Origin of the sequence: Microbacterium paraoxydans (assembly GCF_018224615.1) — a bacterium.
GTDB classification, from domain to species: domain Bacteria; phylum Actinomycetota; class Actinomycetes; order Actinomycetales; family Microbacteriaceae; genus Microbacterium; species Microbacterium paraoxydans_B.
The window spans coordinates 84,691-107,326 of sequence record NZ_JAGTUK010000001.1; the positions used below are offsets into that span (position 1 = coordinate 84,691).

Below are 22,636 nucleotides of genomic sequence, written 5' to 3' on the forward strand. Positions count from 1 at the left end.
GGCACCATGCAAGGGGTCCGAAACGCTCAGAGGGCCACACGCGGCCGTTGAGCGGCATTTCGACTTGAAACCCGGCTAGAATGGGAGTTCGAGCTATCGATCTGGAGAATGCCCTCTGATGACGCCTGAATCCCCCGCTGACGAGACGGAATCGAACACCGGGGGAACCCCCGCACCCGAGGGAACCGCCGACCGGTCCGCCAACCGTCCCGCGCAACAGCCCGGAGAGTACGGCGCCGACTCGATCCAGATCCTCGAAGGTCTCGAGGCCGTCCGCAAGCGACCCGGTATGTACATCGGATCCACCGGCCCGCGCGGACTGCACCACCTCGTGTACGAGATCGTCGACAACTCCGTGGACGAGGCCCTCGCGGGCTACGCCGACACGATCCTCGTGACGCTGCTCGCCGACGGTGGGGTCCGTGTGGTCGACAACGGCCGCGGCATCCCCGTCGACCCGCACTCCTCCGACCCGTCGAAGTCGACCGTCGAAGTGGTGCTGACGATCCTGCACGCCGGCGGTAAGTTCGGCGGCGGCGCCTACGCCGTCTCCGGCGGTCTCCACGGTGTCGGCTCCTCCGTGGTGAACGCGCTCTCCACCCGATTCGACGTGGAGGTCAAGCAGAAGGGGTTCGTCTGGCGGCACAGCTTCGCGAACGGCGGAGTCCCGCAGCAGAAGCTGGAGAAGGGCGAGGCCACCGACGAGACCGGGACGAGCATCACGTTCTGGCCGGACGGTGAGATCTTCCAGGAGACCATCGAGTTCGACTACGACACCCTCCGCACGCGCTTCCAGCAGATGGCCTTCCTCAACAAGGGCCTGCGGATCGAGCTGTCCGATGAGCGCCCGGACTCCGCGTATGAGACCGAGGAGGACGGCCAGGCCGTCACGAAGCAGCCGTCCGACGTGTTCTTCTACGAGCGCGGCCTCGTCGACTACGTCGAGTACCTGAACAAGGTGCGTCACGCCGAGGTCGTCAACGACGAGATCATCGCCTTCGAGTCGGAGGACACCGCGCGCAAGATCTCCCTCGAGGTCGCGATGCAGTGGACCACGTCCTACACCGAGAACGTGTTCACCTACGCGAACACGATCAACACGCACGAGGGCGGCACGCATGAGGAGGGCTTCCGGGCCGCGCTCACCACGCTCGTGAATCGCTACGCTCGCGCGAACAATCTGCTCAAGGAGAAGGACGACAACCTCTCCGGCGACGACGTGCGCGAGGGCCTCACGGCTGTCATCTCGATCAAGCTCGGCGAACCGCAGTTCGAGGGTCAGACCAAGACCAAGCTGGGCAACACGGAAGCCAAGGCCTTCGTGCAGAAGGTCGTCGGAGACCAGCTCGGCGACTGGTTCGATCGCAACCCGAACCAGGCCAAGAACGTGATCCGCAAGGCGATCGATGCCGCGACCGCACGCCTCGCCGCCCGCAAGGCGCGCGAGACCGCGCGCCGCAAGAGCGTCTTCGAGTCGGCCGCGATGCCCGACAAGCTCAAGGACTGCACCAGCAAGGACCCGTCGATCAGCGAGATCTTCCTGGTGGAGGGCGACTCGGCCGGAGGCTCGGCCGTGCAGGGACGCGACCCGCACACGCAGGCGATCCTCGCGCTGCGCGGCAAGATCCTCAACGTCGAGCGGGCACGACTCGACAAGGCGCTCGGTAACAAGGAAGTCCAGGCGATGATCCAGGCCTTCGGCACGGGCATCGGCGAGGAGTTCGACATCGAGAAGGCGCGGTACCACAAGATCGTGCTGATGGCCGATGCCGACGTCGACGGCCAGCACATCACCACGCTGCTGCTCACGCTGCTGTTCCGCTACATGCGCGGACTCATCGAAGCGGGCTTCGTGTACCTCGCGATGCCGCCGCTCTACCGCCTCAAGTGGTCGAACGCACCGCACGAGTACGTGTTCAGCGACGCCGAGCGCGACGCCCTGCTGAAGTACGGCCTCGACAACGGCAAGCGCATCCCGAAGGACGCGGGAATCCAGCGTTACAAGGGTCTCGGCGAGATGAACGCCAAGGAGCTGTGGGAGACCACGATGGACCACACCACCCGCACGCTGCGGCAGGTGACCATCGAGGACGCCGCGGCCGCCGACGAGATCTTCAGCGTGCTGATGGGCGAGGACGTGGAGTCCCGCCGCAGCTTCATCCAGCGCAATGCCAAGGACGTCCGCTTCCTCGACATCTGACGGCGAGCCCCTCCTCGCTCGCTCAACGACCGGAAATTGAAGAGAACACATGACTGACGAAGAACGCCCCGACATCAACGAGGGCCACGACCACGGCAAGATCGACCAGGTCGACCTGCAGTCGGAGATGCAGCGCAGCTACCTCGACTACGCCATGGCCGTGATCGTGGGCCGCGCGCTCCCCGACGTGCGCGATGGCCTCAAGCCGGTGCACCGCCGCGTGATCTACGGCATGTACGACGGTGGGTTCCGCCCGGACAAGTCGTTCTCGAAGTGCGCCCGCGTCGTCGGCGAGGTCATGGGGCAGTACCACCCGCACGGCGACTCGGCGATCTACGACGCCCTGGTGCGCCTGGTGCAGCCGTGGTCGCTGCGGTACCCGCTCGCGCTCGGCCAGGGAAACTTCGGCTCGCCCGGCAACATGGGTGCCGCCGCCCCGCGATACACCGAGACGAAGATGGCTCCGCTCGCGCTCGAGATGGTGCGCGACATCGAAGAAGAGACCGTCGACTTCCAGGACAACTACGACGGTCAGACGCAGGAGCCGACGGTGCTGCCGTCGCGCTTCCCGAACCTGCTCGTCAACGGCTCCGTCGGCATCGCGGTCGGCATGGCCACGAACATCCCGCCGCACAACCTGCGCGAGGTGTCGGACGCGGCGCTGTGGGCGCTCGACCACCCCGACCTTCCGCGTGAGGAGCTGCTCGACGGACTCATCCAGCGCATCCCCGGCCCGGACTTCCCGACCGGGGCGCAGATCCTCGGGACGAAGGGCATCCACGAGGCCTACCGCACCGGTCGCGGCTCGATCACGATGCGCGCGGTCGTCAACGTCGAGGAGATCCAGGGCCGCACGTGCCTCGTGATCACCGAGCTGCCGTACCAGGTGAACCCGGACAACGTCGCGGTGAAGATCGGTGACCTCGCGCGCGACGGCAAGATCACGGGCATCGCCGACATCCGCGACGAGTCCTCCGACCGCACCGGTCAGCGCCTCGTCGTGGTGCTCAAGCGCGATGCGGTCGCGAAGGTCGTGCTGAACAACCTGTACAAGCACACGCAGCTGCAGGAGAACTTCGGCGCGAACATGCTCGCGATCGTGGACGGTGTTCCGCGCACTCTCGCGATCGACGGCTTCGTGACGAACTGGATCGCCCACCAGATCGACGTGATCGTGCGGCGCACGCAGTTCCGGCTCAACGAGGCCGAGAAGCGCATGCACATCCTGCGCGGATACCTGAAGGCGCTCGACGCGCTGGACGAGGTCATCGCGCTCATCCGCCGGTCGCAGACCACGCAGGACGCGAACGAGGGTCTGCAGAAGCTGCTGGACATCGACGAGATCCAGGCCGATGCGATCCTGCAGATGCAGCTGCGTCGCCTCGCCGCCCTCGAGCGTCAGAAGATCATCGATCAGGCCACGGAACTCGAAGCGCAGATCACCGACTACAAGGCGATCCTCGCCGACGAGGGCCGGCAGCGCACCATCATCCGCGAAGAGCTCACCGCGATCGTCGACCGCTTCGGCGACGAGCGCCGCACGCACATCCTGCACGGATTCGACGGCGACGTCTCGATGGAAGACCTCATCGCGGAAGAGGAGATGGTCGTCACCGTCACGCGCGAGGGCTACATCAAGCGCACGCGCAGCGACAACTACCGCTCGCAGCACCGCGGCGGCAAGGGTGTGAAGGGGGCGCAGCTGCGCGCCGACGACATCGTCGAGCACTTCTTCGTGACCACGACCCACCACTGGCTGCTGTTCTTCACCGACAAGGGCCGCGTCTACCGCGCCAAGACGTACGAGGTGCCGGAGGCCGGGCGTGACGCGAAGGGCACGCACGTCGCGAACCTGCTCGCGCTGCAGCCCGACGAGAGCATCGCGCAGGTACTCGACATCCGCGACTACGCCGTGGCCGACTACCTCGTGCTCGCCACGCGCGACGGTCTGGTGAAGAAGACCCGCCTCGACGCGTACGACACCAACCGTCAGGGCGGTGTGATCGCGATCCGGCTCAACGAGGAGGACGAGCTCGTCAGCGCGCTCCTCGTGAACGCCGAAGACGACATCCTCCTCATCAGCCGCCGCGGCATGTCGGTGCGGTTCGAGGCGACCGACGAGGCGCTGCGCCCCATGGGTCGCGCGACCGCCGGTGTGCGCGGGATGAAGTTCAAGATCGACGGGGACAGCCTGCTGTCCGCCTCGGTCGCCGCCCCGGGGAAGTTCGTGTTCGTGGTCACCGACGGCGGCTACGCCAAGCGCACCGCGGTCGAGGAATACCGGGTCCAGGGCCGCGGTGGAACCGGCATCAAGGTGGCCAAGCTGAACGACGATCGGGGCACTCTCGCGGGTGGTCTGATCGTCGCCGAGGACGACGAGGTCTTGGTGGTTCTGTCCAGCGGCAAGGTGGTACGCTCTGCCGTGGCCGAGGTCCCCGCCAAGGGTCGAGACACCATGGGAGTGGTGTTCGCCCGCACGACGGAGGCCGACCGCATCCTCGCCATCGCCCGTAACGGTGAGCGTGGTCTCGCAGAAGACGAGGCCGAACCGGATGTCGACACCGAGGCCCCCCAGACGACTGAGACACCCGAGGATACAGACGCATGAGCACAGTGGCCGACAAGCTGGCGAAGAAGTCGACCCGAAAGACCAGTGGCAAGCAGGTTCGCCTCCGCCTGGTCTACGTCGACTTCTGGTCGGCGGTGAAGCTCTCCTTCCTGGGAGCGGTCGCTCTCGCCGTCGTCACGATGGTGTCGTTCTTCCTCATCTTCCTGGTGCTGCAGGCAACGGGCATCATGTCCACCGCCGACGAGTTCCTCCAGGGCATCACGGACAACGCGTTCGTGCTGTCCGAGGTCGTCGGTCTGCCGCAGGTGATGGCGTTCGCGGCCGTCGTCGCGATCCTGAACCTGATCGTCTTCACGGTGCTCGGTGCCGTGGTCGCCGGCATCTACAACCTCGCGGTGAAGGTGACGGGCGGTCTGCTCGTCGGCTTCATGTCGAACTGACGCGCGTCGCGACGAAGGGCGGGTGCTGCGGCACCCGCCCTTCGTCGTTTCTATGAGCCGTCTAGACGACGCCCGTCGTGCCGAGGAGCGTGCCGATCAGCCAGGTGGCCGCCAGCGCGAGAGCCCCGCCGATCACGAGTCGTATCGCCGCTCGGCCCGGCGCGGACCCGCCGATCTTCGCAGAGATCGTGCCGGTCGCGGCCAGCGCGACCAGCACCGCGACGAAGGTCACCGGGACACGCCAGTCCGGTGGCGGCAGCAGGATCGCCAGCAGCGGCAGCAGCGCACCGAGCGTGAAGGCGATCGCGGAGGACAGCGCGGCGTGCCACGGGTTGACCAGATCGTCCTGATCGATGCCGAGCTCCACCTCGAGGTGGGCCGACAGGGCGTCGTGCGCGGTGAGCTCCTCGGCCACCCGGCGCGCGGTCTCCTCCGTCAGCCCGCGGTTGCGGTACAGCGCGGTCAGCTCGGCGAGCTCCTCTCGGGGCATCGTGCGCAGCTCTTCCTTCTCCTTCGCGATCAGCGCGCGCTCGCTATCGCGCTGGCTGCTCACTGACACGTATTCGCCGAGCGCCATCGAGATCGCCCCGCCCACGAGCCCCGCGACACCCGCCGTGAGGAGAGCGGCGTTGTCGGTGGTGGCGCCCGCGACGCCGACGACCAGGGAGGCCACCGAGACGATCCCGTCGTTCGCACCGAGCACACCAGCGCGCAACCAGTTGAGGCGCTGACCCACGCCGGCGCCGTGCGGTTCACCCTCGTGTGCGGTCATGCCCCCAGTGAAGCAGACCAGGGCAGCCGCGGGCCGAAGCGCGGGTAGGGAAAACCCGAACCGGAGTGTCCGGTTGCCTCGGTGCCGGCGTCGCACCCTCCCCCGTACCGTGGAACCATGACCACTCAGCCTGCGCCCCCGGCCGCCGCCGCCCCGGCGAAGCCACCGTTGCGCCTCTTCCTCACGGTCCTGCACTTGGCGGGCATCGGCGTCCTGGGCGGCGCGATCTTCACGACGCTCGGTGCCCTGCTCGGGACGGGGCTCGGCCTCGTGTTCGTGGCCGGCATCGGTATCGTCCTGCTCGTCGGGCTCGTGTACGCGCTCTACGGCCTGGGCTGGTTCGAGGTCGCTCGCGTGGCCGGGCTCTACCGCACTCCGCTCGCGCCGCTGCGACTGCAGCCGCGCGACCGTCCCGGCTTCGTCGGCTGGCTGCGCGCACTCGGGCGACAGGCCATCGACGGGCGCATGTGGCGCGCGGTCGCGAACTTCGCGATCAGTGCCCTGCTCGGCTGGGTCGTGCTGCGCCTGTTCTGGAGTCTTGTGTGGTCGATCGTCATCTCGTTCGCGCCGCTGACCTCCGCCGAGAGCATCATCGGGCCGTTCGGCGGGGCGGGGATCCCCGTGGCGTGGGCGCCTCTGATCGGCATCCTGGGTGTCGCGGCGTCTGCGGCGGGCATCCTGGGGCTGGCGTTCCTGCACCGCACGCTGTCGCTCGCGATCGTCGCCCGCAGTCGTGAGACGGAGCTCACCGAACGGGTGCGCACGTCGACGGCGCAGCGCGAAGGCGCCGTGCGAGCGGCCGATGTCGAGCGCACCCGCATCGAGCGCGACCTCCACGACGGCGTGCAGCCGCGCCTGGTGTCGGTCGGGATGACCCTGGGTCTGGCGCAGCAGAAGATCGACACGGATCCCGACGCCGCGAAGGAACTCATCTCCGAAGCGCACACGTCGACGAAGGCGGCGATCACCGAGCTGCGACAGCTCGCACGGGGCATCCATGCCTCGGTGCTCGATGACCGCGGCCTGGACGCCGCGCTGTCCGCGCTCGCCGGGCGCTCGCACATTCCTGTGCACCTCGATGTGCGGATGGACGGCCGGTGCAGTCGCGAGGCAGAGGCCGCCGTGTACTTCTCCATCGCGGAGTCGCTCACGAACGCTGCTAAACACTCTCGCGCGAGCGAGGCGCGGGTGACCGTGCGACTGCGTGAGGGCAACGTGCTCTGGGCACGCGTGGAGGACAACGGCATGGGCGGTGCGCAGGTGCTGCCGGGCGGTGGCCTCGACGGCATCGCGAACCGGATCCTTGCCGCGGGCGGGACCTTCCGCCTGGACAGCCCGCTCGGCGGCCCGACCAGCCTGGAGGTGAACGTGCCATGCGCATCCTGATCTGCGAGGACTCGGTCCTGCTGCGCGAGGGACTCGTGCGTCTTCTCGAAGATGCGGGGCACGACGTGGTGGCGGCCCTCACCGACACCGACGGTGTGCCGGAGGCCGTGGAGTCTACCGACCCGGAGCTCTGCATCCTCGACGTCCGGCTCCCCCCGACGTTCACCGACGAGGGAATCCGCGCCGCGCTGGCTCTTCGCGCGACCCATCCGGCGCTGCCGATCCTCGTCCTCTCCCAGTACGTGGAGGAGCGTTACGCGTCGGATCTGATCGCGGCGCAGGGAGGGCCCCTGGGCTACCTGCTCAAGGACCGCGTGGCCGATGTCGCGGAGTTCATCGACTCGGTGCAGCGCATCGCGGACGGGGCGACTGTGCTCGACCCCGAGGTCGTGGCGCAGCTGCTCACCCGGCGCAACCGTGACGACCGGATGCTCCGTCTCACGGAGCGCGAGCGCACGGTTCTCGCGCTGATCGCGGAGGGAAAGTCGAACCAGGCGATCGCCGGGCTGCTGTTCGTCTCCGAGGCGAGTGTGGAGAAGCACATCACCTCCATCTTCCAGAAGCTGGGCTTCGAGCAGGACGAGTCGGGCAACCGTCGCGTGCTGGCGGCCCTGGCGCACATCGAGAACACGGGCGGCCCGACGCCGTCGACCGGACAGACAGGAGTGGCACGATGACCACCGAAGACCAGGGCGCACAGGGCGGCCACACCCCGCTCACCCCTCCCCCCGCCACGGCACCGCCGACCACGGCCGGGCCCACGCCGGTGACCTCGGAGATCTCTGACCGCGGCTCGGGGCGTTCGCCCGGGACGACGGCGATCCTCGTGGTCACCGCGGTCGTCGGCGGCCTCGCGCTGCTGGGCGCGGGGGGAACGGCGGCCGCGGCGGCCGCGGGGTCCGTGGTGTCGTCGAGCCGGCCCGACTCGGTGCAGACGCTGGGCGTGGACGGCATCGACGGGATCGACCTCGACGCGGACGCGAGCAGCGTGCGCGTGGAGTTCGGCGACGTGGAGGACGCCGAACTGGCCGTGACGAACGGCCGCGGGCAGGCGTGGACCTTCGAGCGGGAGGGAGACGAGCTCGTCGTGCGTAGTCCGCGTGGGGTGTTCGGCTGGTGGTTCGGCAACTGGTTCGGGGATGAGGAGGTCGCCGTGCTGACGTTGCCGGAGACTCTGCGCGATGCCGGACTCGACGCGAACCTCACGCTCAACGCGGGAAGCCTGAACGTCGCGGGGGACTTCCGCGGCCTCGAGCTCGACGTGAACGCGGGTGCGCTGGACGTGGAGGGTTCGGCGGAGACCCTCGACGTGCAGATGAACGCCGGTCGCGCCGACCTCGTGCTGGACTCCGTGAGCGAGGCGGATCTGGGCATCTCTGCGGGAGACCTCACGGTGGAGCTGACCGGTTCGGCACCCACGCGTACGACCGTGGATGCGAGCGCGGGGTCGGTCGACCTGACGCTGCCGGACGTGGAGTACAGCATCACCCAGGATGTGAGCGCCGGCTCGCTCGACGCCACGGTCGACCAGGGGTCGAGTGCGCGACGCACCATCGACGTGTCGCTCGCGGCAGGAGACGTGACCATCCGTCCTGGGCGCTGAAGCGCGGACCGATCAGGGGCCGGTACTCGGTGAGTACCGGCCCCTTGCCGTGTGTCCGTTCACACCCGGCGGAAAGTTATCCACAGTTCTCTCCACAGCATGGGGAGAATTACACCGTTGTTATTCACAGGGGTTAACAACCCTGTTAACAACTCGGGATCAGGTCAAAAAGAGCAGCGGAGGCACGAACGCCACCACGACGATCAACAGGACGACCAGCGCCGACAGGAACACGATCTGCCACACGCGCTGGTCGCGGCGCTTGGTCCGCGTATAGATGAACGCCACGAGCGCGCCGACGATCGCCCCGCCGAGGTGGGCCTGCCACGAGATCCCACCGGCGAAGAAGCCGAACGCGAAGTTGATCGCGAGGATGACGAGGATTCCCGTCACGTTCGCCCCGATGTGGCGTCCGATGATCAGCAGCGAGGCGAGAAGGCCGAAGATCGCGCCCGACGCACCCACGGTCCACGTCCCCGGGGCGAGGATCGCGACCGCGACCGAGCCGCCCAGCCCGCTGATCAGGTACAGCGCAAGGTAGCGTGCGCGGCCGAGCATCGGCTCGAGGCTCTGGCCGAGCATCCACAGCGCGAGCATGTTGAGCGCCAGATGCACGAAACTGCCGTGCACGAACAGCACCGTCAGCAGGCGCCACGGCTCGAACGGCACCGGGAAGAGGTGCGGATAGAGGAACGGCGCGTAGAACCCCAGCGCCTGCGTGATCGGCGCGTTGAGCCCCGGGATGAGCTGCACGAGTCCGATGAAGGAGGTGATCGCCAGCAGCACGTAGGTGACGACCGGCTTCCCGCCGCGGGTCATCGCCATGGTGCTTCCGCGGCCGCCCCAGCGTCGGGCGGCCTTCTTCTGGGCGGGAGTGCGGTTCTTGCGTTCGGCCGCCATGCACTCCGGGCAGATGACGCCCACGGCGGCCTGTGTCTGGCACTCCGGGCAGATGGTGCGCAGACACCGCTGGCAGAGCACGAAGCTCTGCCGATCCGGATGCCGGTAGCAGAAGTTGTCGCGATTGCTCGTGAACTCGGGCGTCGTCATCCGGATCGGCCGTGGCTTTCGTCAGGCCGCGACGATGTCGATCGACTGCAGCACGACCGGCTCGATGGGGCGGTCGCCCGCTGCGGTCGGAACGGAGGCGATCGCGTCGACGACCTTCTTCGACGCGTCGTCGGCGACGGCGCCGAAGATCGTGTGCTTGCCCTGCAGCCACGGGGTCGGGTCGGTCGTGATGAAGAACTGCGAGCCGTTCGTGCCCTCGACCTTGCCGGTGATGGCGTTGCGACGCAGGCCCGCGTTGGCCATGGCGAGGATGTAGGGCTCGTTGAAGTCGAGCTCCATGTTGATCTCGTCGTCGAAGTTGTAGCCGGGACCGCCGACACCCTGACCGAGCGGGTCGCCGCCCTGGATCATGAAGTTCGGGATGATGCGGTGGAAGATGACGTCCTTATAGAGAGGACCCTCGCCGGGCTTGCCGGTGGCCGGGTCGGTCCACTCCTGGGTGCCGTCGGCCAGGCCGACGAAGTTCTTGACCGTCTTCGGGGCGTGGTCGCCGTAGAGGTTGATGACGATGTCACCGTGGTTGGTGTGCAGAGTTGCGACATGGGAAGCGTGAACCATGCCCTCATTCTCGCAGAGCTTCCGGTGAGCGGGTCGGGCGTGTACATCCCCTCGACGGATGATGCAAGGGGCAGGCGATTCCCTCCCGCCGTCCAGGGTGTCGTGGCAAGATGGGGAGCCCGTACTCCAATGGACAGGAGAGCATCGTGAGCCTCAGCCGCAAGCGGAAGAAGCAGCTTCGTCGTCTTCAGAAAGACGCGAACCAGCTGTGGGAGGACCAGCAGGTGCTCGTCGGCCACGCGGCCGACGTCGCCCGAGAGGCCGGCCGTCAGCTCGGCCACTTCAACCGGGAGCAGCTCGTCCCCGCCGTGCAGGACACCTACAACCGCCGCGTCGCCCCCGTGGTCGACCGCGGCGTGAAGGTCGGCAAGCACGTGGTCGACGACAAGGTCGTGCCGATCGTCGGCGGAGTCGTCGGCACGGCGCTCACCGCATGGGACGTCGCCAACGCCAAGCGTCTGGGTGTCGAGTACAAGGCCCGCAAGGCCGTGGCGCCGAAGAAGGGCCCGGGCCTCGGTTCGGTCATCGCGATCGTGCTCGGTGCCGCCGCTGCCGTGGGTGTGCTCTACGCCGCCTGGCAGGCCCTGCGCGCCGACGACGAGCTCTGGGTGGCCGACGACCCGCTCTCGGCCCCCGAAGCGTGACCACTCCCGACCCGCACGCACGGGTGAGGGACGCTGCGGCCGCCCGCGGACTCGACATCGAGCTCCGGGAGCGGCCGCAAGCACGCAGTCTGCATGAAGCGGCGGAGATCCTCGGCATCCCGCCGTCGGGCATCGTGAAGACCCTGGTCGTCAAGCGCTCCGATGACACGTACCTGTTCGCGCTGGTCCCCGGTGGTCGCTCGATCTCCTGGCCCAAGCTGCGTGCTCTGGTCGGGGTCAACAAGCTGCGTCTTCCCGAGGCCGAGCTCGCCCTGGCGGCCACCGGGTATGAGCGGGGAACGATCGTCCCGATCGGCAGCACCACCGACTGGCCGGTGTACGCCGACGAGTCCATCGTCGGACAGCGCATCGCGATGGGCGCGGGCGCGCACGGTTACAGCCTGTTCGTCGACGCCGACGAGCTGATCGCCGCCTACGGGGCGACCGTCGCCGACATCTCCGTGCCGGAAGAGCGCTGACCGGAATCAGGGCGGTTCAGGCGAGCCCCGCCATGCGGATGGCGATGTCGACCAGCTTCACCCGCTGCAGTTCGGCGACGGCCTTGAGCGGAAACCACTCCGCCATGTCCGTCGAGCCGTCCGTCTCGAACCGCAGTCGACCACCCGTCACCTCGGCGCGGTAGACGATGCGCAGCGTGTGGAGTGGCGCGGTCGCCTTCTGCACTCTTCGCCCGGCCGGTATCACGCGCGAGTGGATGCCGAGCAGTTCTCCGACGCGCACGGTATACCCGGTCTCTTCGCGCAGCTCCCGGCGCACCGCGTCTTCCGGGGCCTCTCCGGGCTCGAGCCCGCCGCCCGGCATGGTCCACGCCACCCGGCGCCCCTCCGTCCAGCGCGCCAGGAGCAGGCGGCCACCCTCGTCGGTGACGACCGCGTATGCAGCGACGCGCAGGTCCATGGCTCACACCCTATCCGGCGGCAAGCACCGGCCCCGACCAGGTGTCGTCCGCGGGTGCATCGATCACGAATCGAGAAGCGCGCGCCCGCGGATGATTCCTATTCTGTGGACAACAGCTTCACCGGAAGGACAGGAACCATGGCCGCAGACAACGAGAAGAACTTCACCGCCGAGGAACGCGAGGCGATGCAGGCCGCCGCGAAGGAGGCCCGCACGCGCCGGTCGCGCGCCAAGAAGTCGCCGGAGGAGCTCCGCGCGGCCGGTGAGGCCGACATCAAGGAGGCGATCGGCAAGCTCGACGGGCACGACCAGGAACTGGCCGACAAGCTGCACCGGCTGGTGTCGGAGGTCGCACCCGAGCTCGTTCCGCGCACCTATTACGGCATGCCTGCGTGGGGCCGCGACGGCAAGGTGCTGTGCTTCTTCCAGCCGGCGAGCAAGTTCAAGGTGCGCTACGGCACGTTCGGGTTCGAGCCGATCTCCAACCTCGACGACGGCACCGTCTGGCCCACCGCCTACGCCGTGACCGACCTGACGGCGAAGGATCTGGAGTTCCTCGCGGAACGCCTCCGCCAGGCCATCAGCTGACCCGGAAGCCGAGACAGTGGTGACCTCTCGGCAGTAGCGTGGACCCCGTGAGCACTCCCCCGTTCCCCGCCGCCGTGTACGCCTCCCGACTCACCCGGGCGGGTGCGCTCGCCGCTGACGCCGGGCTCGACGCGGTGGTCGTGGGTCCCGGCCCCGATCTGCAGTACCTGGTCGGCGTCGAGGGCGACACCATCGAACGGCTCACGGCGCTGGTGCTGACGCCGGGCGGTGGCGCGACCATCGTGGTGCCGCGCATGGAGCTCGCGAAGATCCGCAGCACCGCCGCCGGGGAGCTCGGTCTGACGGTTGCCGACTGGGTGGACGGCGAGGACCCGTATGCGCTGGTCGCCGACGCCGCGGGCACCGTGCAGCGGGTGGGCGTCTCCGATGCCCTGCCCGCACTCCACGTGGTCCCCATCGCCGATCGGCTGGGAGTACGGGTCGAACTGGCGACCCCGGTGCTGCGCGAAGGACGCATGATCAAGGACGCTGCGGAGATCGCCGAGCTCCGGCGGGCGGGTGCCGCCATCGACGCCGTGCACCGTCAGGTGCCGCAGTGGCTGCGAGCCGGACGCACCGAACGTGAGGTGGCGGACGACATCGCCGCGGCGATCGTCGCCGAGGGTCACCGCACGGTGGAGTTCGTGATCGTCGGCTCCGGACCCAACGGCGCCGACCCGCACCACGAGGTGTCCGACCGCGTGATCGAGGACGGCGACATCGTGGTGGTCGACATCGGTGGAGCGGTGCCGAGCGGCTACAACTCCGACAGCACGCGCACCTACGTGGTCGGCGAACCCGCCGCGGAAGACGCCGAGCGGATCGCGGTGCTCGTGCGTGCGCAGCAGGCCGCGGTCGATGCGGTGCGCCCCGGGGCGACCGCGGCAGAGGTCGACGCGGCCGCGCGCACGGTGCTCGGCGACGCCGGGCTGGGCGAGGCGTTCCTGCATCGCACGGGCCACGGGATCGGGGTGTCGGTGCACGAGGAGCCCTACATCGCGCCCGGCAACGACCTGGTGCTGCGGGCCGGCATGGCGTTCAGCATCGAGCCGGGCATCTACTTCCCCGGCCAGTGGGGCGCCAGGATCGAGGACATCGTGGTGGTGACGGAGGCCGGTGCGGAGCGCTTGAACCTCGCGCCGCACGCACTGACGCCGGCGACACCGGCGTGACCTTCGGCCACGTCCCGGCCCCGAAAGTCCTCACGGGGAACTCCTAAAGTCGCCTATTGGCGATATTACGGCGCGGCTAGCATCCTGAGTGCCGGAGCCCAGTGCTTCGGCGATCACTGATTCCATCTGGCGGGGGTTGCCGGAGGGTCGGATGTTCGCGTCTGAACGCCACAATTTCATCACGTCGCCTTCAGGGGGCTCGAGAACGAGACGCACGTGGGCGATCCTCACGCTGTTCGCCCTGCTAGCGGGCTACATCGTCGCCATAGTGACCCCACCTGTTCCCGCGCGGGCCGAGTTCACGTTCGACTGCTCCAGCACCGAGGGGTACGCCTACTTCGTCAACTCGAACTCGGGTTCGGTCTCCGCGGTGTACACCGGAACAGACACGAACGTTCGGAACGTGACCGTCGGGGGGACGCCGTACGGTCTGGCTTCGCTGCCGAACGGCTCCGCGGTGTATGTCGCGAACGGCAACGGTACGGTGCAGCGCATCGACACCGCCACGATGGCCGTCACGACCATCACGTCGCCCACCTTCTCCACGCCGGTCGGTGCATGGAGCTCGGCCGACGGTTCGCAGGTGTACATCTCCAACTACGGCACCAACACCGTCAGCGTGATCGACACCGCAACGAACACCGTGTCGCGCGTCATCACGGTGGGCGGCACAGCATCGCGTCCCGGATGGATGGACGCGAACGGAAACGAGCTCTTCGTCGCCATGGACAACACGACCGGCGGCATCGCGGTGATCGACATGAACAGCGGCTCGACCACCGCTTCGCGGGTGATCGCCGGAGCCGCCCCGGCCCACACTGTGGCAGTGAACACGGCCTTCGTCGCGAGCGCCGCACAGACCACGTCGATTCAAATCCACAACACCGCCGCTCCGTCCGCCCTCGTCCGCACGATCACCGCGCCCGAGAACATTCACGGGCTCACGTTCGTCCCCGGGACCAACTACCTCGTCGCGACCTCGGCCGCGGGACACACCTATGTCTACGACGCATCGACCGGCGCGCTGCTTCGGACGTTCGTGGCCGGCGGCAGCAACATGCGGATCGCGGTCGCCTCACCGATCGGGAACGAGGTCTACATCGCCGGCGTGGATGGCGCCGCCGGGACGATCGACCGACTGGTGACCGTGGGACCACCGGCGTCATGGACGTACACGACGGATCAGACGTCGCTCCAGGCGCTTCCCGACGGTCACACCCCGGCGTTCTCGTGTCTGCCTCCACTCACGGGCGCGAAGTCGTTCGCGAAATCACCGATCGCGATGGGGGAGACGACGCTGCTCACCATCACGATCACGAACCCGAACATCGCGCCGACACCCGCACTGACGGGGGTGGCGCTGACCGACGACCTTCCGTCCAACATCCGGGTCGCGGCGTCGCCCGCGCCGACGACCACCTGTACCGGCGGGACGGTCACCGCGGCGGCCGGGAGCGGGACGATGGCGCTGACCGGCGCATCGGTGCCGGCAGCGAGCGGTCCCAATGGTTCGATCGTCAACGGCAGCTGCCAGATCACCGTTCCGGTGGTCGGCGTCGCCCCGGGCGCGCAGACCAACACGATCCCCGCGGGGAACCTCGCGGCGGATGTGGTGGGGCCCAGCGCGACGCCGTTCTCGGCCCCGATCGAGGTGCTCGCTCCCGGGCTGGCGATCACCAAGGCGAACGACGACGCGGACGGCATCGTCGAGGGCGGACAGACGCTGACGTACACGCTCACCGTCACCAACTCGGGCACGATCGCGCAGACCGGCCTCACCGTCGATGACGTGATCCCTCCCGGAGTCACCTATGCCCCCGAGTCCACCGTCGTGACGCAGGGCACGGCGACGCGTGACAACGCCCCCGGCGGCGCGAATCCCGACCTGGTCGGCGGGGACCCGGTGACGGGAACGCTCGTCGGACCGACCGACCCGTTCACGATCCCGCCCGGCCAGACGATGACCGTCCGCTACCAGGTGACCGTGGACGCCCCGGCACCGGCCACGGTCGACTCGTACACCAACACGGCAAGCGTGAGCTCCGCGCAGGAGCCGACGCCGATCGAGACGTCGAACACGGTCGAGGGTCTGTCCGCGCTCCAGCTCGACAAGCAGGCGGGCACCCCGGTGGACGTGAACGGCAACGGCTCCGTCGACGCGGGCGACACGATCGCGTACACGTTCACGGTGACGAACACCGGCAACGTGACGGTCAACGACCTGACCGTCAGCGACCCCAAAGTTGGCGCGGTCACGTGCGACGTGACCAGCCTCGCGCCGACCGAGGTGGCGACCTGCACGGCCGCCCCGTACGAGATCACGCAGGCGGAGACCGATGCGGGCGAGGTGGCGAACACGGCCACGGCCTCGGGCATCGATCCCGGCGGCGACCCCGTTCCCTCGAACGAGTCGTCCACCACGACACCGACCGATCAGACGACCGAGCTGACGTTCGACAAGACAGCGGGCACGCCGGTCGACACGAACGGCGACGGTCTGGTGGATGCGGGCGACACGATCGCGTACACGTTCACGGTGACGAACACCGGCACCGTGACGGTGGCGGACGTCGCCGTGGACGACCCGAAGCTCGGCACCGTGACCTGCGATGTGACGACACTGGCCCCGGCCGCGGTGGCCACCTGCACGGCGGCGCCGTACACGATCACAGCGGCGGACCAGGACGCGGGCTCCGTCGACAACACCGCCTCCGCGTCGGGCACCGACCCCGCGGGTGACGCCGTGACGTCTGACGACGACGCGACCAGCACGCCCGTTGTCGCACCGGCTCCGGCGCTCGAGTTCGACAAGACCGCGGGCACGCCGGTGGACCTCAACGGCAACGGCGTCACGGATGCGGGCGACACGATCGCCTACACGTTCACGGTGACGAACACCGGCAACGTGACGGTGACGGACGTTACCGTGAGCGACCCGAAGGTGGGCCCGGTCACGTGTGACGTCACCAGCCTCGCGCCGACCGAGGTCGCCACGTGTACCGCCGCGCCCTACGCCATCGCCCAGGCCGATGTCGATGCGGGCGAGATCGAGAACACGGCCTCGGCGTCCGGCACGGACCCCGCCGGCGACCCGGTGCCGTCGAACGACGACTCCACCACCACTCCGATCGACCAGAACCCGTCGCTCGAATTCGACAAGACAGCGGGTACGCCGGTGGACGTGAATGCGAACGGCCTCACCGACGAGGGGGACACGATCGCCTACACCTTCACGGTGACCAACACCGGGACCGTGACGGTGGACGGCATCGCGGTGGCCGACGACGTGGTGGGCGCGGTCACGTGTGATGTCACGACGCTAGCGCCCGGAGCAGTCGCCACCTGCACCGCGGGTCCCTACGCCATCACCGCGGCGGACGAGGCGGCGGGCGAGGTCGTGAACACGGCATCGGCGTCGGGCACCGGGCCCGGCGGCGACCCCGTGCCGTCGAACGAGGACTCGACCACCACTCCGGTCGTGCCGTCGGCTCCGGCCCTCACCATCGACAAGGTCGCCGGAGACCCGGTGGACGTCAACGGCAACGGCATCACCGACCTGGGTGACACGATCGCGTACACGTTCACGGTCACGAACACCGGCAACGTGCCGCTCGCGGATGTGGCGGTGGACGATCCGAAGGTGGGCGCGGTGACGTGTGACGTCACGACGCTCGCCCCGGGTGCGGTGGCGACGTGTGCCGCGGCGCCGTATGTGATCGCGCAGGCGGATGTGGACAACGGAAGTGTGGACAACTCCGCCACGGCGACGGGCACGCCCCCGGGTGAGCCCGCCGTGCCGTCGGAGCCGGACACGACCACGACCCCCACGGATCCGTCGCCTGAGCTGACGCTGGAGAAGACCGCGGGTGCTCCGGTGGACGTGAATGCGGATGGTCTGGTGGATGCGGGCGACACGATCGCGTTCACGTTCACGGTGACGAACACGGGCAACGTCACGATGACGGATGTGGTGGTGGACGACCCGAAGGTGGGCGCGGTCACGTGTGACGTGACGACGCTCGCGCCGGGAGAGGTCGCGACCTGTGCGGCGGCGCCGTACGTGATCACGGCGGACGATCAGGCCGCGGGTTCGGTGGACAACACCGCGACCGCGTCGGGCACCGACCCCGCGGGTGACACGGTGCCGTCGAACGAGGACTCGACCTCGACCCCGGTGGTCGCTCCGGCTCCCGCGTTGGAGTTGGAGAAGACCGCGGGAGCTCCGGTGGATGTGAATGCGAACGGCCTCACCGATGCCGGTGACACGATCGCGTTCACGTTCACGGTGACGAATACGGGCAACGTGACGATGACGGATGTTGCCGTGGACGACCCGAAGGTGGGGGCGGTCACGTGTGACGTGACGACGCTCGCGCCGGGAGAGGTCGCGACGTGTGCGGCGGCGCCGTACGTGATCACGGCCGCGGATCAGGATGCGGGTTCGGTGGACAACACCGCGACCGCGTCGGGCACCGACCCCGCGGGTGACACGGTTCCGTCGAACGAGGACTCGACGTCGACCCCGGTGGTCGCTCCGGCTCCCGCGTTGGAGTTGGAGAAGACCGCGGGAGCTCCGGTGGATGTGAATGCGAACGGCCTCACCGATGCGGGCGACACGATCGCGTTCACGTTCACGGTGACGAACACGGGCAACGTCACGATGACGGATGTGGTGGTGGACGACCCGAAGGTGGGCCCGGTGACGTGTGACGTGACGACGCTCGCGCCGGGAGAGGTCGCGACCTGTGCGGCGGCGCCGTACGTGATCACGGCCGCGGATCAGGATGCGGGTTCGGTGGACAACACCGCGACCGCGTCGGGCACCGACCCCGCGGGTGACACGGTTCCGTCGAACGAGGACTCGACCTCGACCCCGGCCGAGGCGTCCGCGCCCTCGCTCACCCTGGACAAGTCCGCTGGAGACCCGGTCGACGTGAACGGCAACGGGGTGACGGACCTCGGCGACATCATCGTCTACACGTTCACGGTCGCGAACACCGGGAACGTCCCGCTCGCCGACATCGCCGTGAACGATCCGAAGGTGGGCGCGGTGATCTGTGACACGACCACCCTCGCCCCCGGTGCGGTCGCGACCTGCACGTCCGACCCGTACGCGATCACGCAGGCCGACGTCGACAACGGCTCCGTGGACAACTCCGCGACCGCGTCGGGCACTCCCCCGGGCGAACCGGCCGTGCCGTCCGAACCGGACACCACCACGACTCCGACCGATCGTTCGCCCGCGCTGACGCTGGAGAAGACCGCGGGAGCTCCGGTGGATGTGAATGCCAACGGCATCACCGATGCGGGCGACACGATCGCGTTCACGTTCACCGTCACCAACACGGGCAACGTGACGATGACGGATGTCACGGTGGACGACCCGAAGGTCGGTGCCGTGACCTGTGATGTGACGAGCCTGGCCCCGGGCGAGGTGGCGACCTGCACCGCCGCGGCCTACACGGTCACCGAGGACGACGAGGCCGCCGGGTCGGTGGACAACACCGCGACCGCGTCGGGCACCGACCCCGCGGGCGACACGGTCCCGTCGAACGAGGACTCGACCACGACCCCGGTGGAACCGTCGGCGCCGTCGCTGCTGTTCGAGAAGACCGCGGGCACCCCGGTCGACGTCGACGGCGACGGCCTCACCGACGCGGGCGACACGATCGCGTACACGTTCACGGTGACCAACACCGGCAACGTCCCGGTGGCCGACGTGACCGTGACCGACCCGAAGCTGGGCCCGGTCACCTGTGACGTGACATCCCTGGCCCCGGGCGAAGTCGCCAGCTGCACGGCCGCGCCGTACACCATCACCCAGGCGGAAGCGGATGCGGGCTCGGTGGAGAACACGGCCACCGCCGCCGGCACACCCCCGGGCGAGCCCGCCGTGCCGTCGAACCCCGACACCACGAACACGCCGGTCGATCAGGCTCCGCAGCTGCTGTTCGACAAGACCGCTGGCACGCCCGTCGACGTGAACGCGAACGGCCTCACCGATGCGGGCGACACCATCGCCTACACGTTCACGGTGACCAACACCGGCAACGTGACGGTGACCGACATCGTGGTCACGGATCCGGAGGTCGGCGTCGTCGTGTGCGACGTCACGACCCTCGCGCCCGGTGAGGTCGCCTCGTGCTCGGCCGAGCCGTACACGATCACCGCGGACGACGAGACGGCCGGTCAGGCGGAGAACACCGCGGCCGGCGCGGGCAGCTCCCCCGGCGGTGACCGCGTGCCATCGAACGACGACACGACGGACACCCCCGTGGTGCCGTCGGCTCCCGCGCTGACGTTCGAGAAGAGCGCGGGCACCCCGGCCGACGTCAACGGCAACGGACTGACCGACGTCGGTGACACCATCGTCTACACGTTCACCGCGACCAACACCGGCAATGTTCCGCTGAGCGGTGTCACGGTCGACGACCCCAAGGTGGGCGCCGTCACCTGCGATGCGACCACGCTCGCCGTCGGGGAGACCGCCACGTGCACCTCGGAGCCCTACGCCATCACGCAGGCCGACCTGGACGCGGGTGCCGTCAAGAACACCGCGACCGCGACCGGCACGCCCCCGGGTGGGCCCGCCGTGCCATCGAACCCGAGCACGACCACGACCCCGACCGACCAGCAGCCGTCCCTGGCGCTCGTGAAGACCGAGGTGCTGGACGACGGCGACCGAGACGACATCGCCGATGCGGGCGAGGTGATCCACTACGGCTTCCGGATCACCAACACCGGCAACGTCACGATGAGTGACAGCGGGGTCGACGATCCGCTGCTCGACGAGGCGGGCGAGCCGATCAGCTGCCCCGCGGCCCCGCTGCCGCCCGGGGAGTCGCTCGACTGCAGTGCCTCGCACACCGTGACCGCGGCTGAGGCGACCGGAAAGGCGCTGAGCAACACGGCGACCGCCACGGGCACGACCGGCGACGGCGACCCCATCCGCAGCGACCCGTCCACGGTCGAGACGCCCACGGACATCCCGCCGGCACCGGGTCCCGCGCACCTCCCGACGACCGGTGGGTCGGTGCCGCTCGGGTGGAGCGCGGCAGCACTCGCGTTCCTGCTCGCGGGAGCCGGGCTGTTCGCCATCGGACGGCGTCGTCGGCGCGGCCACACCGTGTGAGATCCGGAGGGCCGGCGGGACCCGGGGTCGGAGACTCCGGGTCCGCCGCGTCTCCGTTCCTCCGCGGACGCGCGGGGCAACAGAAAAGCCGGCGACCAAGGCCGCCGGCAGGGAACGAATCTGGTGGAGCCTAGGAGATTCGAACTCCTGACATCCTGCTTGCAAAGCAGGCGCTCTACCAACTGAGCTAAGGCCCCGTGAGGGATTTCTTGAATTGAAAGGGTGGGGCTACCAGGACTTGAACCTGGGACCTCTTCATTATCAGTGAAGCGCTCTAACCGCCTGAGCTATAGCCCCGTCAACCTCCAAGACTTTACCGGAGAATCTCGGAAATTCCGAATCGAGCCCGAGGAGCACGATGCGCACCTTTCCCGGCACGACGAAGCCCCCTCGCGCGGCGAGGGGGCTTCGGAAGAGAAGTGGCTGGTCAGCGCCAGCGCGTGGTCATGAGGAAGCCGATGAGGGCGATGCCCAGACCGATCGCGAGGTTCCAGTTGTCGAGGCCGGGGATCGGGAACTGCATCCCGGAGATGTAGAACACGAGGATCCACGCGAGGCCGAGGAGCATGAAGCCGATCATCACCGGCTTGAACCACACGGCGTTGGGGGCGGCGTCGCCCTCGGCGCGCTCGACGGCGGGTTCTTCGGTCTTGCGGTCTCGTGCCATGCCGTCATTGTACCCGGGAGACCTCTGCGCCCACGAGATGCGGTTGCTTCCGGGTGCGCGGGCGCGGGCCGTCGTTCAGCGTCGGCGGATATGATCGCGCCATGACTGCATCCGCCGCGCCTGGGGGGCGCCACGGACGTCGGGAGCGACCGCGGTCGCGCGCCACGTTCGCGAGCGTGCTCGGCGAGCTGCTGCTCACCGCCGGGGTGATCGTGCTCCTCTTCGTGGCGTGGCAGATGTGGATCGGCGACATCATCATCGCGGCGCAGAAGAACGACGAGGGCGCCGCGGTGTCGCAGCAGCTGGCGGAGGCCGAGCCGCCCGCGTTGCCACCGAAGGTCGAGACCGACGACGGCACCACGGTGTATCAGGCGCCCGTGCCCGCCGCCCCCGCCGACGGCGCCTGGTTCGGGCAGATGCACATCCCCCGGTTCGGCGCCGAGTACAACTTCGGGATCTTCGGCGGCACCAGCCGGGCCCGGACGCTCGACCAGAAGGGCATCGGCGTCTACACCGACTCGAAGATGCCGGGCGAGGTGGGCAACTTCTCCCTCGCCGGACACCGGACCACCTGGGGCAAGCCGTTCAACCAGCTCGACAAGCTGCAGCTCAACGACGCGATCGTGGTCGAGACCCCGGACGGCTGGTACACCTACCGCTTCCGCACGCTCGAGTACGTGAAGCCCTCGCAGACCGACGTGCTCGCCGACGTGCCGCAGATGCCCGAGCAGCAGACCGGGGAGCAGTACATCACCCTCACCGCCTGCTCTCCGCTGTACTCCCTGGCCGAACGGATCGTCGCCTATGGGGTGTTCGAGAGCTTCCAGCCGCGCGCCGAAGGACCGCCGTCCGCGCTGACCGACCCGCCGCCTCCGCCCGCCGCCCCGTCGGTGTGACCACGAACGATCAGGAGACA

At 68.7% G+C, this 22,636-nt stretch carries 17 protein-coding genes and 2 tRNA genes; 12 read left to right on the forward strand and 7 right to left on the reverse strand.

The window, feature by feature from the left end; translation table 11 throughout:
* Window positions 1-118 precede the first annotated feature (118 nt).
* The 3 genes from gyrB to KE274_RS00415 are packed head-to-tail and all read left to right on the forward strand — an operon-like array spanning window position 119 to window position 5,209.
* Complete coding sequence (gene gyrB, locus KE274_RS00405; protein WP_211539731.1) at window positions 119-2,200, forward strand: DNA topoisomerase (ATP-hydrolyzing) subunit B; 2,082 nt, start codon at window positions 119-121, stop codon at window positions 2,198-2,200.
* A gap of 49 nt (window positions 2,201-2,249) precedes the next feature.
* Window positions 2,250-4,808, forward strand: coding sequence for a DNA gyrase subunit A (gyrA, locus tag KE274_RS00410; protein WP_211539734.1), 2,559 nt, complete (start codon window positions 2,250-2,252; stop codon window positions 4,806-4,808).
* The gene (locus tag KE274_RS00415; RefSeq protein ID WP_211539736.1) at window positions 4,805-5,209 is read left to right on the forward strand and encodes a DUF3566 domain-containing protein; all 405 of its coding nucleotides are present in this window, start codon (window positions 4,805-4,807) and stop codon (window positions 5,207-5,209) included. Before gyrA ends, KE274_RS00415 begins: the two co-directional genes overlap by 4 nt.
* A 61-nt stretch (window positions 5,210-5,270) precedes the next feature.
* Here the strand turns inward: KE274_RS00415 and KE274_RS00420 are convergent, their stop codons facing one another.
* Complete coding sequence (locus tag KE274_RS00420) at window positions 5,271-5,981, reverse strand: VIT1/CCC1 transporter family protein (protein ID WP_211539738.1); 711 nt, start codon at window positions 5,979-5,981, stop codon at window positions 5,271-5,273.
* 117 nt (window positions 5,982-6,098) lie between these two features.
* On the opposite strand from KE274_RS00420, the gene KE274_RS00425 reads away from it, so the two are divergent.
* Genes KE274_RS00425 through KE274_RS00435 form a run of 3 tightly spaced genes read left to right on the forward strand, consistent with a single transcriptional unit; the run spans window position 6,099 to window position 8,970 of the window.
* On the forward strand, window positions 6,099-7,367 hold the full coding sequence (locus KE274_RS00425; protein WP_211539746.1) for a sensor histidine kinase: 1,269 nt from the start codon (window positions 6,099-6,101) through the stop codon (window positions 7,365-7,367).
* A complete protein-coding gene (locus tag KE274_RS00430) occupies window positions 7,355-8,044 on the forward strand; it encodes a LuxR C-terminal-related transcriptional regulator (protein WP_211539748.1) in 690 nt (229 codons plus the stop codon). The genes KE274_RS00425 and KE274_RS00430 overlap by 13 nt, the downstream gene beginning before the upstream one ends.
* Window positions 8,041-8,970, forward strand: coding sequence for a DUF4097 family beta strand repeat-containing protein (locus KE274_RS00435; RefSeq protein ID WP_211539750.1), 930 nt, complete (start codon window positions 8,041-8,043; stop codon window positions 8,968-8,970). The genes KE274_RS00430 and KE274_RS00435 overlap by 4 nt, the downstream gene beginning before the upstream one ends.
* A gap of 159 nt (window positions 8,971-9,129) precedes the next feature.
* On the opposite strand, the gene KE274_RS00440 is transcribed toward KE274_RS00435, so the two are convergent.
* Both KE274_RS00440 and KE274_RS00445 read right to left on the reverse strand, forming a co-directional pair.
* On the reverse strand, window positions 9,130-10,020 hold the full coding sequence (locus KE274_RS00440) for a rhomboid family intramembrane serine protease (protein WP_211539752.1): 891 nt from the start codon (window positions 10,018-10,020) through the stop codon (window positions 9,130-9,132).
* Window positions 10,021-10,041: 21 nt separating this feature from the next.
* Window positions 10,042-10,599 carry a peptidylprolyl isomerase gene (locus KE274_RS00445; protein ID WP_211539754.1) on the reverse strand — a complete coding sequence of 186 codons (558 nt, stop codon included), beginning with the start codon at window positions 10,597-10,599 and terminating at the stop codon, window positions 10,042-10,044.
* A 146-nt stretch (window positions 10,600-10,745) separates the two neighbouring features.
* Between KE274_RS00445 and KE274_RS00450 the strand changes: the two genes are divergently transcribed.
* Together KE274_RS00450 and KE274_RS00455 are read left to right on the forward strand one after the other, a co-directional pair.
* Entirely contained in the window at window positions 10,746-11,243 is a 498-nt protein-coding gene (locus KE274_RS00450; protein ID WP_211539756.1) for a DNA helicase, read from the forward strand.
* Window positions 11,240-11,722, forward strand: a complete 483-nt coding sequence (locus KE274_RS00455) for an aminoacyl-tRNA deacylase (RefSeq protein WP_307872108.1) — start codon at window positions 11,240-11,242, stop codon at window positions 11,720-11,722. Before KE274_RS00450 ends, KE274_RS00455 begins: the two co-directional genes overlap by 4 nt.
* A gap of 16 nt (window positions 11,723-11,738) precedes the next feature.
* Here KE274_RS00455 and KE274_RS00460 read toward each other — a convergent pair whose 3' ends face one another.
* The gene (locus KE274_RS00460; protein ID WP_211539758.1) at window positions 11,739-12,161 is read right to left on the reverse strand and encodes an NUDIX hydrolase; all 423 of its coding nucleotides are present in this window, start codon (window positions 12,159-12,161) and stop codon (window positions 11,739-11,741) included.
* A 138-nt stretch (window positions 12,162-12,299) separates the two neighbouring features.
* On the opposite strand from KE274_RS00460, the gene KE274_RS00465 reads away from it, so the two are divergent.
* From KE274_RS00465 to KE274_RS00475, 3 genes are all read left to right on the forward strand, one after another.
* Window positions 12,300-12,749 (forward strand): DUF1801 domain-containing protein, encoded by a 450-nt coding sequence (locus KE274_RS00465; protein WP_211539760.1) that lies wholly within the window; start codon window positions 12,300-12,302, stop codon window positions 12,747-12,749.
* Window positions 12,750-12,796: 47 nt separating this feature from the next.
* Window positions 12,797-13,921, forward strand: coding sequence for a M24 family metallopeptidase (locus KE274_RS16720; protein WP_211539762.1), 1,125 nt, complete (start codon window positions 12,797-12,799; stop codon window positions 13,919-13,921).
* Window positions 13,922-14,189: 268 nt separating this feature from the next.
* Complete coding sequence (locus KE274_RS00475) at window positions 14,190-21,053, forward strand: DUF7507 domain-containing protein (RefSeq protein WP_211539764.1); 6,864 nt, start codon at window positions 14,190-14,192, stop codon at window positions 21,051-21,053.
* Window positions 21,054-21,174: 121 nt separating this feature from the next.
* Here the strand turns inward: KE274_RS00475 and KE274_RS00480 are convergent.
* The 3 genes from KE274_RS00480 to KE274_RS00490 all read right to left on the reverse strand — a co-directional run bounded on the left by KE274_RS00480 (window position 21,175) and on the right by KE274_RS00490 (window position 21,720).
* Window positions 21,175-21,250 (reverse strand) — tRNA-Ala (locus tag KE274_RS00480).
* Between the two features lie 26 nt (window positions 21,251-21,276).
* Window positions 21,277-21,350 (reverse strand) — tRNA-Ile (locus KE274_RS00485).
* 130 nt (window positions 21,351-21,480) lie between these two features.
* Complete coding sequence (locus KE274_RS00490) at window positions 21,481-21,720, reverse strand: cell division protein CrgA (protein WP_025102888.1); 240 nt, start codon at window positions 21,718-21,720, stop codon at window positions 21,481-21,483.
* A gap of 101 nt (window positions 21,721-21,821) precedes the next feature.
* Between KE274_RS00490 and KE274_RS00495 the strand changes: the two genes are divergently transcribed.
* Window positions 21,822-22,616, forward strand: coding sequence for a class E sortase (locus KE274_RS00495; RefSeq protein ID WP_211539766.1), 795 nt, complete (start codon window positions 21,822-21,824; stop codon window positions 22,614-22,616).
* The last annotated feature ends 20 nt before the right edge of the window (window positions 22,617-22,636 follow it).